The sequence below is a fragment of the Blastococcus sp. SYSU DS0753 genome (assembly GCF_054051175.1).
On the sequence record NZ_JBJHAT010000001.1, the window covers coordinates 284461 to 303486 of the forward strand.

Annotated in this window: 15 protein-coding genes; 6 read left to right on the forward strand and 9 right to left on the reverse strand. The window is 72.5% G+C overall.

Features of this window, described 5'->3' with window-relative positions:
* Positions 1-116: 116 nt before the first annotated feature.
* The 4 genes from ACI799_RS01355 to ACI799_RS01370 are packed head-to-tail and all read left to right on the forward strand — an operon-like array spanning position 117 to position 3368.
* Positions 117-638 (forward strand): VOC family protein, encoded by a 522-nt coding sequence (locus tag ACI799_RS01355; RefSeq protein ID WP_456612206.1) that lies wholly within the window; start codon positions 117-119, stop codon positions 636-638.
* Positions 635-1786, forward strand: coding sequence for a luciferase domain-containing protein (locus tag ACI799_RS01360; protein WP_456612207.1), 1152 nt, complete (start codon positions 635-637; stop codon positions 1784-1786). Before ACI799_RS01355 ends, ACI799_RS01360 begins: the two co-directional genes overlap by 4 nt.
* A complete protein-coding gene (locus tag ACI799_RS01365) occupies positions 1783-2577 on the forward strand; it encodes a 2-keto-4-pentenoate hydratase (RefSeq protein WP_456612208.1) in 795 nt (264 codons plus the stop codon). Before ACI799_RS01360 ends, ACI799_RS01365 begins: the two co-directional genes overlap by 4 nt.
* The gene (locus ACI799_RS01370; RefSeq protein WP_456612209.1) at positions 2574-3368 is read left to right on the forward strand and encodes a 2-keto-4-pentenoate hydratase; all 795 of its coding nucleotides are present in this window, start codon (positions 2574-2576) and stop codon (positions 3366-3368) included. Before ACI799_RS01365 ends, ACI799_RS01370 begins: the two co-directional genes overlap by 4 nt.
* Before the next feature lie 62 nt (positions 3369-3430).
* Here the strand turns inward: ACI799_RS01370 and ACI799_RS01375 are convergent, their stop codons facing one another.
* The 8 genes from ACI799_RS01375 to ACI799_RS01410 form a co-directional block, all read right to left on the reverse strand.
* Positions 3431-4537: an NAD(P)-dependent alcohol dehydrogenase gene (locus tag ACI799_RS01375; RefSeq protein ID WP_456612210.1), complete on the reverse strand. Its 1107-nt coding sequence runs from the start codon at positions 4535-4537 to the stop codon at positions 3431-3433.
* A 117-nt stretch (positions 4538-4654) separates the two neighbouring features.
* Positions 4655-5371 carry a maleylpyruvate isomerase family mycothiol-dependent enzyme gene (locus tag ACI799_RS01380; RefSeq protein WP_456612211.1) on the reverse strand — a complete coding sequence of 239 codons (717 nt, stop codon included), beginning with the start codon at positions 5369-5371 and terminating at the stop codon, positions 4655-4657.
* Entirely contained in the window at positions 5368-6210 is an 843-nt protein-coding gene (locus ACI799_RS01385; RefSeq protein WP_456612212.1) for a fumarylacetoacetate hydrolase family protein, read from the reverse strand. Before ACI799_RS01385 ends, ACI799_RS01380 begins: the two co-directional genes overlap by 4 nt.
* Positions 6207-7346, reverse strand: a complete 1140-nt coding sequence (locus tag ACI799_RS01390; RefSeq protein ID WP_456612213.1) for a cupin domain-containing protein — start codon at positions 7344-7346, stop codon at positions 6207-6209. The genes ACI799_RS01385 and ACI799_RS01390 overlap by 4 nt, the downstream gene beginning before the upstream one ends.
* Positions 7343-9037: a (2,3-dihydroxybenzoyl)adenylate synthase gene (locus ACI799_RS01395; RefSeq protein WP_456612214.1), complete on the reverse strand. Its 1695-nt coding sequence runs from the start codon at positions 9035-9037 to the stop codon at positions 7343-7345. The genes ACI799_RS01390 and ACI799_RS01395 overlap by 4 nt, the downstream gene beginning before the upstream one ends.
* Positions 9034-11103, reverse strand: coding sequence for an acetate--CoA ligase family protein (locus tag ACI799_RS01400; protein WP_456612215.1), 2070 nt, complete (start codon positions 11101-11103; stop codon positions 9034-9036). The genes ACI799_RS01395 and ACI799_RS01400 overlap by 4 nt, the downstream gene beginning before the upstream one ends.
* The gene (locus ACI799_RS01405; protein WP_456612216.1) at positions 11100-12692 is read right to left on the reverse strand and encodes an FAD-dependent monooxygenase; all 1593 of its coding nucleotides are present in this window, start codon (positions 12690-12692) and stop codon (positions 11100-11102) included. Before ACI799_RS01405 ends, ACI799_RS01400 begins: the two co-directional genes overlap by 4 nt.
* A 104-nt stretch (positions 12693-12796) precedes the next feature.
* The gene (locus tag ACI799_RS01410) at positions 12797-14149 is read right to left on the reverse strand and encodes an MFS transporter (RefSeq protein ID WP_456612217.1); all 1353 of its coding nucleotides are present in this window, start codon (positions 14147-14149) and stop codon (positions 12797-12799) included.
* Positions 14150-14445: 296 nt separating this feature from the next.
* Here ACI799_RS01410 and ACI799_RS01415 point away from each other — a divergent pair, with 296 nt between their 5' ends.
* Both ACI799_RS01415 and ACI799_RS01420 read left to right on the forward strand, forming a co-directional pair.
* Complete coding sequence (locus ACI799_RS01415; protein ID WP_456612218.1) at positions 14446-15249, forward strand: PaaX family transcriptional regulator; 804 nt, start codon at positions 14446-14448, stop codon at positions 15247-15249.
* Between the two features lie 175 nt (positions 15250-15424).
* Positions 15425-16870, forward strand: coding sequence for an aldehyde dehydrogenase family protein (locus ACI799_RS01420; protein ID WP_456612219.1), 1446 nt, complete (start codon positions 15425-15427; stop codon positions 16868-16870).
* A 431-nt stretch (positions 16871-17301) separates the two neighbouring features.
* Here the strand turns inward: ACI799_RS01420 and ACI799_RS01425 are convergent, their stop codons facing one another.
* Positions 17302-18933 carry a flavin-containing monooxygenase gene (locus ACI799_RS01425; protein ID WP_456612220.1) on the reverse strand — a complete coding sequence of 544 codons (1632 nt, stop codon included), beginning with the start codon at positions 18931-18933 and terminating at the stop codon, positions 17302-17304.
* Positions 18934-19026 lie beyond the last annotated feature (93 nt).

The window sequence follows — 19026 nt, forward strand, 5'->3', positions numbered from 1 at the left end:
ATCTGAGCAATCAGTGATTCGGTGACCGACCTGGTGCCACACCCGCCGTCGAAGCAGCGCGGCCGCGGCGCGCGGCCTGTCGATCACCGCTGCGAGTCCCTCTCGAAGGAGCAGTCATGACCATCGCCGCCGTCCGGCTCAACCACGCCGTTCTCTTCGTCAGCGACCTCGAGCGGTCGCTGGCCTTCTGGACCGGCGCCTTCGGCATGGAGGTGGCGGCACGTGAACCGCGGGCCAACGCTGCCTTCCTCCGACTCCCGCGTTCGGGCAACCACCACGACCTGGGCCTCTTCGGCATCGGCGCCGGCGCCGCGCCGCGGGGCCGCGGCACGGTGGGCCTCTACCACCTGGCCTGGCAGGTGGACACCATCGACGAGCTGGAGGAAGCCCGTCGGACACTGACCGAGTTCGGTGCCTTCACCGGGGAGTCGAGCCACGGCGCGACCAAGAGCGTCTACGGCATCGATCCGGACGGCAACGAGTTCGAGGTCATGTGGATGCTGCCCCGTGAGGACTGGGGCGAGTACGAGAACGCCGCGCCGGTCGACCGCCTCGACATGGGCGCTGAGATCGCCCGCTGGTCGGGCGTCGGTACGGCCGGCCGCGTGCTGCCCGGATCGGTGGAGGCCGGAGCGTGACGACGACCTGGACCACACCTGTCGTGGCGACGGCCGGGAGCGTCGATCCGGCCACGCCCCTCGTGGTGTTGCTGCACGGGCGGGGGTCGCACGAGCGGGAGATCATCGCGCTCGCCGAGCACCTGCCGACCGGGCCGGCGTACGCCGCCGTGCGGGCGCCGATCGCCGAGGGCGGCGGCTTCGCCTGGTTCGCCAACCGCGGCATCGGTCGGCCGGTCGCCGAGTCCCTGCGCTCGACGATGGACTGGTTCCGGGTCTGGCTGGACGAGGTCGCCGTGCCCGGTCGCCCCGTCGTGCTGATCGGTTTCAGCGGGGGAGCAGCGTTCGCAGGTGCACTGGTGCTCGACGACCCGAGCCGCTACGCAGGCGCGGCCGTGCTGTACGGCACGCTGCCCTTCGAGGCAGGCGTCCCCACCACCCCCGCACGACTGGCAGGGGTCCCGGTCGTCGTCGCGCAGGGCGAGCACGACAGCGTCATCCCGCGGGAGCTGCTGGACCGCACCTGGTACTACCTGCTCGGCGAGTCCGGGGCGCCGACGATCGCCCGCCGCGACCCGGTGGGCCACGGCATCTCGGCCGAGGCGCTCGGGACACTCGCGGGATGGCTGCAGGAGCGGCTGTCCTTCGTCGGCCACCGTGGCCGACCTGAGCCCGGCCCGGTCACGTGGACGGCGCTGCCGGGCGGAAGCCTTCCCGCCCGGGCCGGCTCACGCCCGGCCGTCAGCTCCGGCATCCCGCAGGAGCAACGCAGCGACACCGCTCCCCGAGAACTGCAGGAGGAGCTGTTCGCCCGCGTCGCAGCGCTGCCCGGGGTGCGCTCCGGTCAGTCGGCGATCTCGGTGCCCGGTGCCAGGGGATTCATGCTCGCCCCGCCGCACCTGGGTCCGGTGGATTCGTTCATCGTCCCGTCGGCGGGAGAGTTCGCCCACCTGCACCCTGGCTACGATGGGTCGCTGCACGTCGCCCTGCCGCCGACCCTCGCTGCCGATGTCGTCGCCAAGGGCTGGGGTGCGGCGCATCCCCTGGCGGGTGTCCGGCTGACCCCGGGGATGACCATGCTGTTCGGTCCGCGCGACGCCGTCGAGCTCGAGATCGTGGCCGGCGTGGTGTCCGCCAGCCACGCCTGGGCTTCGGGTCAGACCGCGTGATCGGCCACGCGCTGGCGCAGCGGCTCGCGGACGAGCTCGCCGACGCCGCGGAGCGAGGCCGGCCGGTGGAACCGCTGACAGCTCGGGTCCCTGGTCTCGACCTCGCCGGTGCCTATGCCGTGCAGCTGGCGCTGGTCCGGCGGTGGACCGACTCCGGGCGCCGGGTGCTGGGCCACAAGGTCGGTCTCACGTCCGCGGCGATGCAGCGGCAGCTCGGCGTCGAGGAGCCGGACTCCGGCGTCCTGATGGAGGGCATGGTCCTCTCCGACGGTGCGGTCCTGGATGCCGGCCGGCTCATCGCGCCCCGCGTCGAGGCAGAGGTCGCGCTGGTGCTGGGCGAGGACCTCCCCGCTGGCGCCACTCGCGCGCAGGCCGCATCGGCGATCACCTCTGTGGCCGTCGCCCTCGAGGTCATCGACAGCCGGATCGCCGACTGGCGCATCACCATCCAGGACACCGTGGCCGACAACGCCTCGTCCGCCTACGCCGCGGTCGGTTGGCCGGTCCCCGTGGTCGACGTCGGCGACCTGTGCACTCTCGGGCTGGTGCTCCGATGCAACGGGGAGATCGTCGCGAGCGGCGCGGGTGCGGCCGTTCTCGGCGATCCTGTCCTTGCTCTCACGTGGTTGGCCGGCAGGCTGGCCGAGCAGGGAGATCGGCTCCGGGCCGGGCAGCTGGTGCTACCCGGTGCGGTGCACGCCTCCGTGCCGCTCGCCCCGGGCGATGTGGTGACCGCGACCGGCTCCGGGCTGGGAGCAATCACGGTTCGTGTCGCGGAGGCGACCTCATGACGCACGTCGACTCGGCCGCGCGGTCGCTCCGGGAGGCGCGGCTCACCCGTGCGCCGCGCCCGCCGTTCACCGACACGGATCCCGCACTCGACGAGGACTGGGGCTACCAGGTCCAGGAGCTGGACCGGGCGCAGCGACTGGCCGTGGGCGAGCGCCTGGTCGGCGCGAAGCTCGGCCTCACCAGTCGCGCCAAGCAGCGCACGATGGGCGTGGGGCAGCCGATCGTCGGCTTCCTCACCGACGCGATGCAGCTCGGCACCGGCGACGACGAGCAGGTGCTGGGGCGGATGGCGCAGCCCCGGATCGAGCCGGAGATCGCCTTCAGGCTGGCCCGGGACCTGGACCGGCCGCTCACACCGTGGACGGCCGGGAGCGCCGTCGATGCGGTCGCGGTCGCCGTCGAGGTCATCGACTCCCGCTACGCAGCCTTCGGCTTCCGGCTCCCCGACGTCGTCGCCGACAACACGAGCGCGGCCGGCTTCCTCGTCGGGGAGTGGATCCACCCACGGGACGCGGGGGACCTGGCCACGGCCGGGTGCGTCCTGTCCGTGGACGGATCGGTCGCGCACACGGCGACGGGGGCAGCGGTCCTCGGCCACCCGCTCCGTGCTCTCGTCCATCTCTCCGAGCACCTGACCCGTCGCGGGGAGCGCCTCCCGGCCGGTGCGCTCGTTCTCGCGGGCTCCCTCACCGACGCCGTCCCGGTCCGGACCGCGGCGGTGCACCGCGCGGAGATCCGCGGGCTGGGAGCGGTGGAGCTGGTCGGGCCGGCCCGTCAAGGCATGGGGTGATGCGGTGCGACCGGCGGACGGACTGGTCCACCGGTCGCACCGCGCACCGCCGCGGCGTCCGGTCAGTAGACGACGACGGGCTTGACCGTCGCGCCCGACTCGGAGTCGTCGAACGCGGTGTTGATCTCCTCGTGCCGGTAGTGCTTGACCAGCTTGTCCATCGGGAAGCGGCCCTGGCGGTACAGCTCGACGAGCCGCGGGATGAACACCTGCGGCACCGAGCTGCCCTGGACGATGGTCTTGAAGGTCCAGCCCTTGACCAGCGAGAGGCCGATCTCGAATGGGGCCGTCGTCCCCGGCTTGCCGGCCCCGACGAGGGCGAGAGTGCCGCGGATCGCCAGGGCGCCGGCGGCTCCGGTGAGCACCGAGGGGATGGCGGTGGTGTCGAGGACGTAGTCGACGCCCCGGCCGCCGGTGGCCTCCATCAGTGCCTCGGTCAGGTCGGAGGTGCGGCTGTTGATGGTGTGCGTGGCACCCAGGTCCTTCGCCAGATCCAGTCGGGAGTCGTGGAGGTCGGCCGCGATGATCGTCGTGCAGCCGGCGACCACGGCGGCCATGACCGCGGCCAGCCCCACAGCGCCGGCGCCGGTGACGGCGAAGGACGAGCCGGCGGGCGGGCGGAGCTCGTTGAGCACCGACCCGGCACCGGTCTGCATCCCGCAGCCCAGGGGAGCCAGCACTTCCAGGGGGACATCGGCCGGCACCGGGATCACGCTGCTCTCAGCCACGTTGGCGTAGGTGCCGAACGAGGACTGCCCGAAGAAGTGGGAGGAGATCGCGTTCCCGTCCGTGTCCGTGAGCGCCGTCGAGCCGTCGGTGCGGCGGCCGCCGAAGTCCTCCGCGAAGAGGTTCTCGCAGTACGCCATCCGCCCGGCCCGGCACTCCTTGCAGTGGGTGCAGTAGGCCGCGGAGAGCACCACGTGGTCGCCGGGGCGCACGGTGGTGACGGTGCTCCCGACGGCCTCGACGACGCCTGCCCCCTCATGGCCGAGCACCGCGGGCAGCGGCGTCGGGTAGACGCCGTCGCGCACGATCGCGTCGGTGTGGCAGATCCCGGTGGCCACCATCCGCACGCGGACCTCGTCGTCGCGGATGTCGTCGAGCTCGAGCTGCTCGAGGGTCAGGGGCGACCCCTGCTCGCGGACGACGGCGGCGGTGATCGTGGTCATGGGTCTCTCCTCGAGAGCGATGAAGGGGGTCTGAGGGCTTCGCTTGTCACTAGCGCGACGGGTCGCGCCACAGTGACACATGCCACTTGGGGTCGGCAAGACCGTCCGCAGCGGCCGTCAGAGCCAGGCAGGGAGGTCGGGGACGACCCCGGACGGCGACCGCACCGCAGCTCCTGGCCGGCCGGTGAGGTAGGCGGCGACGGCGGCCAGAGGTCCGCGCACGTCGCTGGGTGCGCCGGGTCCAGGGACCTCCCAGGTGTCCCCGCTGTCGTCGATCGACAGGCGGAACGCCGGCTGGTCGCCGGTCGAGCGCCGCGCGACGGCGTCCTCGACCAGCGCGCGGAGGAAGTCCTCCGGCAGTGCGGCGACGGTTGCCGTCGGGTCGAGGTCGACGGTGTGCAGCATGACCTCGCGCGCCCGCAGCCACGGGATCTCGCTCGCCGGCACCGTGCGTCCCTGGGCGGTGCGCACAGGGCGGGACCACTGCTCGTCGGTCAGTCCGTCCAGCGCCGCAGCGAGGCGGGCCGCTGAGTCGTGCGCCCACCGGCGCAGCTCATCAGCCGGTCGCTGGGCGCCGGCCTGGATGTCGCGGTCCCGCTGCTGCGGCGACGAGTACATCGGGGTCTCCTCGCCGGTGGCGGCCCAGTGCGCGAGATTGAGCAGCGCCTCGGCGTTGGCGGCCACGTGGGCCACCAGGTGCCGGCCGGTCCAGCCCGGGAGGTCGGTGGCGCCCGACAGAGCGTCGTCCTCCATGCGGTCCAGGGCTGCGAGGAAGCCCTCGGTGCCCTGGGCCACCCACCGCCGGCCGGCGGCGAGGTCGCGGCCGGCCGTCATGCGGTGGCGTCGGCGACGACTCGGTTCTCGCACCGGCCCAGGCCGCTGATCTCGGTGGTCAGGTGCTGTCCCACCTCGAGGTAGCGAGCGGGCTTGCGGGCGTGCCCGACACCGCCGGGCGTGCCGGTGGCGATCACGTCGCCCGGACGCAGGGTTCCCATGGTGGAGACGTACTCGACCAGGGCCACCGGGTCGAAGAGCAGGTCGCCGGTGGTGTCCTTCTGCACCGTCTCGCCGTCGATCCTGGTGCTGATCTCCAGCGTGGGCCGTACTCCTCCGGGTAGCTCGTCGGGGGTGACCAGGTAGGGGCCCAGGGGAGTGGTCGTCTCCCAGTTCTTGCCCTGCAGCCACTCCCGGGTGCGGAACTGCCAGTCGCGGCAGGTGACGTCGTTGAGCACCGCGAAGCCGGCGATGGCCCGCTCGGCGTCGGCTCCACGCGCCCGCCGGACCGGGGAGCCGATGACGACGGCCAGTTCGCACTCCCAGTCGAAGGCCTCGGTCTCCGGCGGTTTGACGATGTCGTCGTTGGCCCCGACCAGCGTGTCGGCGTACTTGCTGAACAGCGTGGGGTACTCGGGCAGGTCCCGGCCCATCTCGAGGATGTGGTTCCGGTAGTTCAACCCGACGCACACGATCTTCCCTGGGCGCGGGATGACCGGGGCGAAGGCCGCCCCGCGCAGGTGGGCGGCGGGCTCGGTGGCCCCCGCTGCCCGGTCTTCCCAGCCAGGCGAGGCCAGGAACTCGCCGAGGTCGGCAACCCCGAGGTCGACCAGGTGCTCGTCCTCGACCCGCACGGCGCGTGTGGCGCCGTCGAGGGTTCGGACGGTTGCCAGCCTCACCGGTCCACCGCCACGCGGTCGAGGTGCAGGGCCTCGAAGATGGGCGTGTCGCTGAACCGGAAGAGGTCGAGGGCGCCGGAGTCGGAGTCGGACGTACCCGCCTCCGAGTGCACGGACAGCGGCTGCCACGAGGGCACGACGAACAGGTCGCCGCGCTCGACCCGCCAGGATGCGTCCCCGACGGTGACCGTGCCGGTCCCGTCGAAGACCTGGTAGACGGACGAGCCGGCCTCGCGGCGCGGTGCGGTCTCGGTGCCCCGGCGGATGCGGTGCATCTCGGCCCGGATGGTCGGCAGGACGTCGCCGCCGGTGGTCGGATTGGTGTACCGGACAGCGGCGTGACCGGGCTCCACGACGCCGGGGGCGCCGTCGCCCTCGAGCTCCAGCTGGTCGGTCAGGGCGGCGTCGGTGTCGACCCAGCGGTAGTTGAGCAGGGGGGTGCCGGGCAGTGCACCTGGCGCGGACACCGGACGCAGACCCGGGTGCCCCCAGAGGCGCTGGGAGCGGGACCGCTCGGGCGTGGTCCTCTCCTGCTCGGAGATCTGGTCGCGGCCGAACTCGAAGAACTGCGACTCCGTGTTGTACTGGAACGGGATGTCCAGCCCGTCGATCCAGGCCATCGGCCGGTTGGCGGCGTTGTGGTGAGCGTGCCAGTTCCACCCGGCCTGCGGCAGGAAGTCGCCACGGTTCATCGGCACGGGGTCCCGGCCGACGACGGTCCACACGCCCTCACCCTCGACGACGAACCGGAACGCGTGCTGGGTGTGCCGGTGCTCCGGGGCGTCCTCGCCGGGCATCAGGTACTGGATCGCTGCCCACAGCGTCGGGGTGGCGTAGGGCTTGCCCCCGAGGGCCGGGTTGGCCAGCGCGATGGCCCGGCGCTCGCCACCGCGACCGACCGGGACGAGGTGGCCGGCCTGGTCGGCCAGCTGCAGCAGGTTCTGCCACCGCCACACGTGCGGGACGGCACGCGACCGCGGGTGCAGCGGCATGAGGTCGCCGATCTCGGTCCACAGCGGGACCAGCAACTCCTGCTCGAACCCGCGGTACAGCTGCTCGAGTTCCGGGGTGGGGGTCGGCTGGTCCGGGGAGTCTACGGCGGTCAGCGAGACCGGTGAGGTCAACTGCTGGGTCATGACAGGGCGTCCTCTCGTGCGGTGAGACGCTGGGCGATGTCCTCGCGCAGCGCCTTCTTGTCGATCTTCCCGACCTTGGTCGTGCGGAGTTCGGCGACGATCTCGAGGTGTTCAGGCCACTTGTAGGTGGCGACGCCGGCCGCGGCCATCGACTGCCGGACGTCCTCGAGGCTGAGCGTGGCGCCGGGCTTCAGGACCGCGAACAGGCAGACACGCTCGCCCAGCACGGCATCCGGCATCGCGACGGCGGCGACATGGGCTACCTGCGGCAGCTGGTAGGCCAGGTTCTCGACCTCCTCGGCGCTGATCTTCTCGCCGCCGCGGTTGATCATGTCCTTGTCCCTGCCTTCGACGACGAGGTTCCCGTCGGGACGGCGGCGGACGATGTCGCCGCTGCGGTACCAGCCGTCGGGGGTGAAGGCGCGGGCGTTCTGCTCGGCCGCGCGGTAGTAGCCGCGGGGCGTGTACGGCCCACGCGTCAGCAGCGTGCCCGGCGTGCCGTCGGGCACGTCCTCGTCGAGCTCGTCGACGACCCGGACCTCGTCCCCCGCGCTCATCGGACGCCCCTGGGTGGTGCAGACGATGTCGTCGGGGTCGTCCAGGCGCGTGAAGTTGAGGAGCCCTTCGGCCATCCCGAACACCTGCTGGAGGGTGCAGCCCAGGACCGGGCGCACGGTGCGGGCCAGCTCGTCGGCGAGCCGAGCACCACCGACCTGCAGCAGCTGCAGGCTCTGGATCTGCTCGGCGCCGTGCTCGACCGCGTGGGCGAGCCACCGCTGGGCCACCGCTGGAACCGCGGCGGTTACGGTGACGCCCTGGGCCGCGACGGCGGCGAAGGCCCGCTCGGGCTCCGGCGAGGGAAGCATGACCACCCGGCCGCCGGCGAGCAGCGCCCCGAGGATCCCCGGACAGGCCAGCGGGAAGTTGTGCGATGCCGGCAGGGTCACCAGGTACACCGTCTCGGGCCCGAACCCGCACAGCTCCGCGCTGGCCCGGGCGTTGTAGGCGTAGTCGTCATGGGTCCGGGCGATGAGCTTGGGCAGTCCCGTGGTCCCGCCCGAGAGCAGGAAGACGGCGACCGACCGGCTCGCGGGCTGGTCGGCGTCCCAGCGTGCCCGCGTGGCCACGGGGTCGGCCGGCTCGGAGCTGATCGCGGTGAGGTCGACGTGGCCGCTGCGCGAGGCGCCGCCGACGACGAGCACCTGCTCGAGGGTGGACGACCCGGCGAGCAGCTCCTCGGCCATCTCGGCGTGGTCGAAGCCGCGCAGGGTGGCCGGCACGGCGATCGCGGCGGCCTCGCTGTGCGCGACGAGGTAGGACAGCTCGTGCCGCCGGTGCGCCGGCAGCGCCATGACCGGCACGATCCCGGCCCGCAGGCACGCCAGGGTGAGGACGACGAACTCCCAGCAGTTGGGCAGCTGCACGACGATCCGGTCCTCGCGGACCAGGCCGAGGTCGTCGACCAGCCGGCTGGCCAGCGCGTCGGCGCGGTCCAGCAGCGACCGGTAGGTCAGCCGGACGTCCCCGTCGACCAGTGCCACTGCGTCCGGGGAGGCGTCGGCGGCGGCACGGAGGTCCTCGCCGAGCGCGACACCCCGCCACCAGCCCCGTTCGGTGTACTCCCGGACGGCCTCCTCCGGCCACGGGACGGTGCCCTCGGCGATCGGGGTGACGGTGCGAGTGGGCGTCATGGACGGGCCTCCTTGCCCTCGATGTGCGTGCCCAGGGTGAGGACGGCGTCGAGGGCGAGGAGCCCGTCCGCGGTGGCGCGCAACGGGTTCACCTCGACGTCCTCGATCTCCGGGTGGGTGACGAGCAGGTCGCCGAGCGCGGCGAGGACCGCCCCCAGCGCGCTGCGGTCGGCGACCGGCCCGCCGCGGAACCCGTCCAGCAGCACCCGTCCGGCCAGCTCGTCGGCGAGGGCGCCGGCCTCTCCGGCGCTCAGCGGGGCGGGAGCGACCGCGACGTCGGCCAGCGCCTCGGCCACGACCCCGCCGAGCCCGACCAGTACGACCGGCCCGAAGACCGGGTCCCGCGACGCCCCCACGATGAGGTCGACGCCGGCGGGCGCCATCGACTCGACGAGGAACCGGCTCGCGCCGATCGACTCCAGCGCGTCGAGCGCCGCGTCGAGTGCGGCGGCGTCCCGGACACCCAGATGGACGCCGCCCACGTCGGACTTGTGCGTGACCGCGGCGTCGAGCAGCTTGACCGCCAGCGGCCCCGGCAGCTCGGCGAGCGCCCGGTGCGCCGCGGCGCGGTCGGCGCAGGCCCGCCGCGGGGGAGTGGTGATGCCGAGTCGGCCCAGGAGGGTCTTGGCCTCGTCCTCGTCGAGGTCCGCCGCGAGGCTCTCGCCGAGCAGGTCGACCGGCACCGCGACGGGGGCGAGCGTGGACCCGGCCCGCGCGCGGGCCCGGGCGTCGTCGACCAGCGCGGTGACCGCGACGGTGAGCGCGGTGGGACCGTCGACAGCAGGCACGCCGAGCTTGCGCAGTGCCTGCCGCTGTGGCACGACCTGCTCGGGCGGCCCACCCAGACCCACGACGACCGGCGCGGCGCCGATCTCCTCCACAGCGGCCGGGAGGTCGAGGACGTCGGGCTCCGAGAGCGCGTAGACGCTGACCAGGTCGACCGAGGGATCGGCGGCGGTGGCGGCCAGCACACGCCCGAAGGCCGGGTCCGGTCGCCCGGTGTCGACCGGGTTGGCCTGGTACGTCAACGGCGGCAGCAGCTCCGCGAGGGCCGACCGCGTGTCCCCGGACAGCGGAGGGACCGACACCTGGCGGCCGCGGAGCCCGTCGACGTGGATGAGTCCCGGTCCGGCCTGGGCGGTGACCACACCGACGCCGGGCTCCGCGGAGGCCGGCAGCCGGACGGCCGACAGGGCCGCCACCGCGTCGACGAGCTGCCGCTCGTCGTCGACCAGGACCGCGCCGGCGGACCGCAGCGCCGCCCGCGTGGTGCGCCAGGACGTCGCCAGGGCGCCGGTGTGCGAGCGGGCGAACTCGGCGACGTCGTTGCGCCCGACGACGAGGGCGACCACGGGGACGCGGGCGGTCGCGGCGCCGACGGCGGCCACCAGGGACGGGCCGTCGGTCACCGACTCGACGTGCAGCGCCACGGCCCGGGTGTCGTCGTCCCCGGCCAGGTGGGTCAGGACGTCTGCGGCCGTGACGCCGGCCGCGTTGCCGAGGCCGACGGCGAGCGACACGCCGACGTCGGCCTCGGCGAGCAGGAAGGTCAGGGCGTGGTTGACGCCACCGCTGGCGGCGACGACCGAGACGGGACCGGCGGGAACCGTTGCCACCCCAGGGACGAAGGAAGCGGTCAACCCTCGAGCGGGGACCAGGAAGCCGGAGGTGTTGGGGCCGAGCAGTGCGACGCCGCCGGCCCGGGCCGCGCTCACCAGCTCCTCCTGGTGCCCGATCCCCGGGCCACCGGCCTCCGCGTAGCCGCCCGAGCAGACCAGCGCCGCCCGGACCCCGGCCTCTGCTGCGTCCGCCAGCGCGCGCGCAGACACGGCTGCTGGCACGCAGAGGACGGCGAGGTCGATCGGGTCGGGTGAGGCGTCGGCGGCCTCGGCGACGGTGGCGAACCGCCCTGCCGAGGGATCGGCGTCGCGGGCGTTGACCCCGACGACCGTCCCCGGGAAGCGGGCGAGCGACCTGGCCATGACCGCGCCGAGTTTGCCGGGGTCGCGGGAGGCGCCGATCACCGCGATCCCGCGGGGGGCGAACAGCGGCTGGAGGTCGGTCACGCGGTCGTCTCCTCGGTCGGGATGGCCACCAGATCGGTGCGGCCGGAGAGCACCGCGGTGACCGCTATGTCGTCGGCGAGCGAGGGGTCGACGTCCTCGACCAGCAGGGCCACCGTGCTGTGCTCCAGTCGTGCGGCCTCGCACAGCAGGCGGCGGGTGAGCGCGGTGCCAGCGGAGACGGCGACCAGCGCGGTGCCGTCCGCGGCGGCCTTGGCCACGGCGTCGAGCACGGGCGGGAGCAGGTCCTCGGTGTCGGGCGCGGTCACCGCCAGCGCCCAGGGGGTGCGGTCGCCGGCTGGCTCGGGGCGCAGCAGCAGGTCGCCGTCGGGGAGGTGGACCCGGCCCTCGCTCACCCGGACCCGCCGACCGGGGAGGCGCCGCCCGGCCACCTCGATCGGGCTCTCCAGCGGTGGGGCGCCGTGCACCTGGTGCCAGCGCTCGTGCACCGAGGTGACGAACGCGTCGTCCCGCCGGCGCAGCTTCGACTCGGGCAGGCTGCGGGTGAAGAAGTGGTAGGCGAACTGCCAGGGGGGCAGCGTGTCGTGCGACCGGCCGAAGGTCTCCCACCACGACAGGCTGGGCCGGGCCGACCCTTGGATCTTGGCGACCTGCGGCTGCCGGACCGCCTCGTAGGACGCCAGCGCTGCATCGACGTCGTCTCCGTGCTCATCCAGCGCGGCGGCCAGGGCGACGGCGTCCTCCATCGCCATCTTGGTGCCGGAGCCGACCGAGAAGTGCGCGGTGTGCGCGGAGTCCCCGAGCAGCGCGACGGCAGTGCCCCCGACTCGGTGCCGCCAGCGCCGCGCACGCCGGGTCCGGAAGTTGCCCCATCGTGAGTTGTTGACCAGCAACGGGTGCCCGTCGATCTGATCGGCGAACAACTGCTGGAGGTACTCCTTGGTCTTCTCGTCGCTGGCACCGGGAGGCTGGGTGACGTCGAACTCGTCGAGCCCGGCAGCCCTCCAGGAGGTCTCGTCGGTCTCCACGATGAACGTCGAGACGCCGTTGCCGATGGGATAGCCGTGGACGGCGAAGACGCCGTGCTCCCCGCGTTCGTGGACGAAGGTGAGCCCCTCGAAGGGGTACGTCGTCCCCAGCCAGATGAACTTGGCGGTGGCGGTCTCCGCGGTGGGCTGGAAGACGTCGTCGAACAGTCCGCGCAGCCGGGAGTTCGCGCCGTCGGCCGCCACGACGAGGTCGTAGCCGGCGGTCAGGAGCTCGTCGGGATCCACCTCCGTGGAGAAGCGGACGTCCACACCGGCCTCGACCGCGTGCTCCTGCATCACCCGCAGCAGGGTCCGGCGCTCGACGGCCGCCATGCCGTTGCCGTGGCAGCGGAAGCGCTCGCCGTGCAGGCGCACCTCGATGGGGTCCCAGTGGACCCCGTGCTCGGTCAGTGCCGTCCGCAACACGGGGTCGGCCTCGTGGATCCGTTCAAGCGTCGCGTCGGAGAAGACGACCCCGAAGCCGAAGGTGTCCTGGGCGCGGTTGCGCTCGAAGACGGTGACCTCGCGGGCCGGGTCACCGGTCTTCGCCAGGGTGGCGGCGAACAGCCCTCCCGGCCCGCCGCCCACGACCGCGATGCGCATGCCGGCCCCCCGAGTACGTCGGTGTGTCATTTCCGTGTCGCCTGACGTCGATGCTGACAGGTTCGGTGTGGCGTGGGCAACGCCCGCCGGGCTCGTCCCTGGGGTCACGGCAGGGCCTCGACCGGCTCACCCGGGCGGTCCGCGGCGGCAGGCACGACGGGCCGCCGCGGCACGCTCGCGATGAGCAGTGCGCCGACGACGGCGAAGGCCGCGAAGAGGTAGAAGTTCCACTGGAAACCGAGCGAGCTGCCCACGACGAGGCCGCCGAGCACGGGACCGAGGACGGCGCCGATCCGCCCGACCCCGAGGGACCAGCCCAGCGCGGTGGCCCGGCTGGTGTCCGGGTAGTGCGTCGCGACGTAGCCGTTGACGAGGATCTGGGTCCCGACGCTGCCCAGGCCGGCGATGGCGACGAGCAGGAACAGCAGTGCGGTCGGCAGGTCGATGGACAGCAGCAGGATCGACACGGTCGCCGCGCCGAAGGCCATCACGGTGACCGGCTTCGAGCCGATCCGGTCGGCCAGCCGCGAGGCGCCGATCGCACCGACGATGGCGCCGGCGTTGAGCACCAGCAGGAAGGCCAGCGAGCTGCCCAGCTCGTAGCCGGCCTCCCGCATGATCTGCGGCAGCCACGTGTTCAAGCCGTAGACCAGCAGCAACCCGCAGAAGCTCGCGGCGGCGAAGAGCAGCGTCGCCGCCAGGTAGCGGCGGGCGAAGAGGGTGCGGACGGGTGCCAGACGGTCCGTCGACGTGCCCTGCGGAGCGGCCGCCGGGGGGACGTCGTCGAGCACGATCCCGTACCTCGCCGCGAGCTCACGCGCTTCCTCGTGGCGACCTTTCGACATGAGGAAGGTGATCGACTCGGGGAGGTACCGCCAGGCGACCGGGAGGACGACCACGAGCGGGAGCGCGCCCAGCGCGTACATGACCCGGAAGTCCGTCTCCGGCAGCAGGGCCAGTCCGGCCAGGGCGGCGAAGATCCCGCCGACGGAGTAGCCGCTGTACATGAGGGCGTTGTTGAGCTGGCGGCGGTCCTTCGGCGAGTACTCGACGGTGAGTGCGATGGCGGTGGGCACCACACCGCCGAGGCCCAGTCCTGCCACGAAGCGCAGGAACCCGAAGATCTCGGCGTTGGGCGCTGCGGCAGTGAGGGCCATGGCCACCGAGAACCAGGTGACGGAGGCGAGCATGACCTTGCGGCGGCCCAGCACGTCGGTGAGCGCGCCGGAGAGGAGTGCTCCGATGAGCATGCCGATCAGGGCGTAGCTGCCGATGGCACCCGCCTGACGCGGGGTCACGCCCCAGGGCTCGTAGGCGAGGAGCGCAGGGACCGTCGTGCCGTAGACGACCAGGTCGTACCCGTCGAACACGATGGTGACGAAGCAGATGAGCACCACGAAGAGGGGGCTGCGCTGTCCGGCGGATCGGGTGGTCGTCGTGGCCGGGGAACGGGACATCGTCGTCCTCACAGGTCCGGGTCGGGTGGTGTGGCGGAGGCGGCCGGTGCACGACGGCGCGGGGCGGGCTCCTCCGTGGGCGAGGAAGGCCGACTCGCGCCCTCCGCCGATGACAATGTCTGTCATTGCAGTGTCGATCGTCAAGTTGATGACACAAGTTCGTCGCGGCGCGCATCCCCAGGTGCCCCCGAGGGGGCACCTCGGCGGTGTCGGTGGCGACGTGGGGGACGGGAGGTCGCAGAATCGACCCGGGGGCGTCCGTCCAGGTCGCCCGGGAGCGGATGGACGGGAGCTGGATGAAGCCGCGATCGGTCGTCTTCGACCTCTTCGGTGACCACCTCCGCTACCACGGCGGCGAGGCCCGGACCCAGACTCTGGTCGACCTGCTCGAGGTGTTCGACATCGGAGAGCCGACTGCGCGGATCGTTCTCGCGCGCATGCGCAAGGAGGGGTGGTTCGACACCCGTCGCGAGGGTCGTCAGGTCGTCTACTGCCTGACCGACAAGGCGTGGCGACTGCTGGACGAGGGCCGCACCAGGATCTTCGAGCGCGCGCACGGGCCCTGGGACGGCCTGTGGCGCATGGTCATCTACGCCGTTCCCGAGCAGGACCGCGCCGAGCGGGAGCGACTGCGCCGGACCCTGTCCTGGCTGGGTTTCGGACCCCTGGCGACAGCCACCTGGGTGAGCCCGCACGAGCGACTCGACGAGGTCGAGAAGTCCCTCGAGGGCACGACGGCGCGGCTGGACCTGCTGACCTGCCGCTCCCGCGGGAGAGGGGCGGACCTGGACATGGTCGAGCGCTGCTGGGACCTGCAGGCCCTCGGTCGGGACTACCGCGACTTCGTCGCCCGCCTGGAGGCGTTGCCACCTGCCAGCCATCTCGGTTCGATGTCCGGGGCCGAGGCGCTGCGGTTGCGGATCGAGCTCGTCTCCGACTACCGGCACTTCCCGTTCAGGGACCCCGACCTGCCGGCCGAGCTCCTCCCGGAGGCCTGGCCCGGGCAGCGGGCGCACGAGCTCTTCGTCGCCGCCCACGAGGCGCTCGCCGGACCGGCGGACGCCTTCCTCGCGGAGGTCCGGGGCCGGCGCGACGCCTGACGTAGGCGAACCCTCTCGCCCAACAAGTGTCATGCAGTCGCCGACCGACCGGCTCTTGACACATGCGACGTGCGTCACCACGCTGGTCCCCGGCAGGCAACATGCGCACCGGTGCGCTCCCGTCCCTCTCGGAGCGGCCGGCTGACCGCCCGGACCCCCGAAGGGAACACACCCCATGACCCAGACCGCCGTGCCCCGGATCAGCCACCTCATCGGCGGGGAGACGTCGGCCTCCGACGTTCGCGCGATCTACGACCCGGGACGCCTCGACGACGTCGTCGCCGAGGTCGCCGTGGGCAACGCCGACGACGTCGACCGCGCAGTCCGCGCCGCCCACGCGGCGTTCCCCGGCTGGCGGGACACCCCCGTGGCCGAGCGGGCGCAGAAGCTGCTGGCCGCCGCGGACGTCCTCATCGGCAGCGCTGAGGAGCTGGCACCGCTGCTCGTCCGCGAGCACGGCGGGGTGCTGTGGGAGTCGCAGACCGACTTCGGGCTGGGAACCGGGGTGTTGCAGCACACCGCGAGCCTGCTCGAGGACTTCTTCGAGCCGGTCCGGTTCGACGACGAGCAGAGCACCATCAGCAACGAGAAGGTGCCGCGGGGCGTGGCGGCGGCGATCGTGCCGTGGAACATGCCGGTGGTCCTGACGATGATGAAGCTGGCGCCGGCGCTCGGCACCGGCAACACCCTCGTGCTCAAGCCGTCGCCGTTCGCCCCGGCCGCGCTGACCCTGGCGCTGGAGAAGATCGCTGCCCAGTTGCCTCCGGGGGTGCTCAACGTGGTGCACGGGGAGGGCGATGTCGGCTCGGCGCTCACCCGGCACCCGCTGGTGCGCAAGGTCGGGTTCACCGGTGGCACGGCGACTGCCACGAAGGTCCTCGAGTCAACCGCGTCGACGATCAAGAACGTCACGCTCGAGCTGGGTGGCAACGACCCGGCGATCGTGCTCGACGACGCCGACCTCGACACCACGATCGAGCGGATGCTCAAGGGCGTCTACACCCGCACCGGACAGATCTGCTTCGCCGTCAAGCGGATCTACGTTCCGCGCGCCATGTACGCGCGGTTCGCCGACGCCTTCTGCGCACGCGTCGACGAGTACGCGGTCGGCCACGGCCTCGACCCGCAGGCGAGCTTCGGCCCGCTCAACAACGAGGCCCAGTTCAAGAAGGTCCAGGATCTCCTCGACCGGACCCGCAACTCCTCGGCCACCCTGGTGGAGCTCGGCCGCAAGCTCGACCCGTCGTCCTGGGACAACGGCTACTACATGCTCCCGTACGTCGTGCGCGACGTGGAGCATGCCGACCCGGTCTCCTGCGAGGAGCAGTTCGGCTCCGTCGTCCCGCTGATCGCCTACGACGACGAGGAGCAGGTCATCGCCTGGGCGAACGACAGCGAGTGGGGTCTGGGCTCGTCGGTGTGGACCAGCGATCCCGACCGCGGCTTCGCGATGGCGCGGCGCATCGAGGCGGGGAGCACCTTCATCAACACCCATTCGTTCGAGTCGCTGGACCTGCGGATGCCCTTCGGGGGCGTGAAGCAGAGCGGCATCGGCCGGGAGTTCGGCACGGCCGGTCTGTCCGAGTACGTCGAGGACCACGCCATCCGCCTGCTGAAGTAGTTCCCCTCGCACACCCGGGCCGGCCGGGGTCCTCTCGTGGACCCCGGCCGGCCGTGGCGTGTCGGTGCCGGTGCCGTCGCCGGGGGTGCCGCGGGGTCTCGGTCTGGTCTCACCGGTCCGGGCGGCTCGCCGGGAGGACTGGGCCGTCCGCGTGGGCACGGGCACGTCCCCCGGTCACGGGCATGCCGCTGGACGTCTCCTGTACCGCTGCGGCAGGAGGCCCGCCGGTCACCGCGAGGACGTCGCAGGCGACCACCTCGGCCTCGCGCCCGCACCGACGGGGGCAGCCGCGGCGGCACGGGCGGACGTGAGGCCGCCCGTGAGGGCGGGCTGTGGCGGGGTCCGGGTCCCCTGCTCGCAGACGTGTGCCGGCCGGAGGGCGCGGTGAGCGCGTCCCCCGGCCGGCAGGTACGACGTGACGGTGTGCGGCGTCAGGCGGCGGTGAGCCCGTTGGCGTTGACGCGGAAGCCGGGGAAGCCCTCCTCGGCCTCCGCGTCGATGACCTCGCGGTACTGCTTGAGCCCACCCAGGTAGAACATGACGGTCCGCTTCTTGCCGGGGATGTTGGCGCCGAAGATCCACGAGGCGGCCTGCGGGAACAGCGTCTGGTCGGCGATCTCGGCGCAGAGCTCCGTCCAGCGGGCCTCGGTCTCCGGGGCGACATCCATCCAGGCGCCGCGGTCGTCCGCCAGGTGCTGCACCGCCCGTCCGATCCACCGGACCTGCGTCTCGATCGACGGCGGCAGGTTGGTGAAGGGGCCGTTGGGTCCGAGGATCATGAACATGTTCGGGAAGCCGGCGGTGGTCATCCCCAGGTAGCTGGTCGGGCCGTCGGCCCAGTGGTCCTTCAGCAAGACGCCGTCCCGGCCACGGATCTCGGTCCGCTTGTAGTTGCCGTCGACGGCGTCGAAGCCGGTGGCCAGGATGAGGACGTCGAGTTCGTGGAGGACGCCGTCCTCGGTGACGATGCCCTTCTCCGTGAGGTGGGCGATCGGCGTCTCGTCGATCCGCACCAGGGACACGTTCGGCCGGTTGAAGGTCTCGTAGAGGCCGGAGTCGCACAGTGGGCGCCGGGCGTAGAGGTCGGTCGGGGTGAGCTTGCGGGCGGTCTCGGGGTCCTCGACGATCTCGGCGATCTTGCGGCGGATGAAGGCCGCGGCCTCCTCGTTGGCCGCCCGGTCGGTGGCGATGTCGCCGAAGGTCTCGAACATGAAGCGGAAGCCGCCGCCTTCCTCCCACACCTGCTGGTAGACGCGTTCCCGCTCACCGACCGGGACGGCGAACGTCTCGGCACTGCTCTCGACGAAGCCCATGGCGAGGTTGGAGTTCCACACCTGGTCCCACTTGGCTTCGAAGTGCTCCCGCTGGGCCTGGAGCTCCTCGGCGGTCAGCTGCCGGTTGCCCGCGGGCACGCTGTACTGCGGGGTGCGCTGGAACGACGTCAGGTGCCCCACGACTGGGGCGATCGCGGTGATCACCTGGCCGCCGGTCGAGCCGTTGCCGATGACGCCGACCCGCTTGCCGGTGAGGTCGAGGTCCTCCGGCCAGGCGCCGGTGTGCACGACACGGCCCTGGAAGGTGTCCATGCCGGGGAAGTCGGGGACGTTGGTCGCCGACAGGAGGCCGAGCCCGGTGATCAGGAAGCGGCACCGGTAGGTGACGCCGCGGTCGGTCTCCACGGTCCAGGTGCCAGAGGCCTCGTCGAAGCGGGCCGAGGTCATCGCGGTCTCGAGCCGCGTGCTGCGCCGGAGGTCGTACCGGTCCACGACTCCGTTGAGGTAGGAGAGGATCTCCGGCTGGGTGACGAACTTGGTGGTCCAGGGAGTCGACTCGAAGAGCTCCCGGTCGAAGGAGTACTGGTAGACGAAGCTCTCGGAGTCCGAGAGGGCGCCGGGGTACTTGTTCCAGAACCACGTGCCGCCGACGCCGCCGGCCTTGTCGATGCCCACGACCTCGAGGCCCAACTCGTTGCGGAGGTGGTGCAGCATGTAGATGCCGCCGAAGCCGAGACCGACGACGACGGCGTCGAGTTCGTGCAGCTGGTCAGGAACGCGCTGGTCCATGGGGTAGTACTCCTCGCGTCGTCGCGATGTGGGGGCCGGGTGTGGCTCACCTCACGTGTGGTCACCATGGTGTGGACCACACTGCGGGCCTTG

Excerpts from the sequence above, each read along its gene's own strand:
- ACI799_RS01420 (WP_456612219.1), top strand. The coding sequence starts at position 15,425 with ATGACCCAGACCGCCGTGCCCCGGATCAGCCACCTCATCGGCGGGGAG.
- ACI799_RS01380 (WP_456612211.1), bottom strand. The coding sequence starts at position 5,371 with ATGACGGCCGGCCGCGACCTCGCCGCCGGCCGGCGGTGGGTGGCCCAG.
- ACI799_RS01410 (WP_456612217.1), bottom strand. The coding sequence starts at position 14,149 with ATGTCCCGTTCCCCGGCCACGACGACCACCCGATCCGCCGGACAGCGC.
- ACI799_RS01405 (WP_456612216.1), bottom strand. The coding sequence starts at position 12,692 with ATGCGCATCGCGGTCGTGGGCGGCGGGCCGGGAGGGCTGTTCGCCGCC.
- ACI799_RS01415 (WP_456612218.1), top strand. The coding sequence starts at position 14,446 with ATGAAGCCGCGATCGGTCGTCTTCGACCTCTTCGGTGACCACCTCCGC.
- ACI799_RS01390 (WP_456612213.1), bottom strand. The coding sequence starts at position 7,346 with ATGACCCAGCAGTTGACCTCACCGGTCTCGCTGACCGCCGTAGACTCC.
- ACI799_RS01395 (WP_456612214.1), bottom strand. The coding sequence starts at position 9,037 with ATGACGCCCACTCGCACCGTCACCCCGATCGCCGAGGGCACCGTCCCG.
- ACI799_RS01370 (WP_456612209.1), top strand. The coding sequence starts at position 2,574 with ATGACGCACGTCGACTCGGCCGCGCGGTCGCTCCGGGAGGCGCGGCTC.
- ACI799_RS01425 (WP_456612220.1), bottom strand. The coding sequence starts at position 18,933 with ATGGACCAGCGCGTTCCTGACCAGCTGCACGAACTCGACGCCGTCGTC.
- ACI799_RS01375 (WP_456612210.1), bottom strand. The coding sequence starts at position 4,537 with ATGACCACGATCACCGCCGCCGTCGTCCGCGAGCAGGGGTCGCCCCTG.
- ACI799_RS01355 (WP_456612206.1), top strand. The coding sequence starts at position 117 with ATGACCATCGCCGCCGTCCGGCTCAACCACGCCGTTCTCTTCGTCAGC.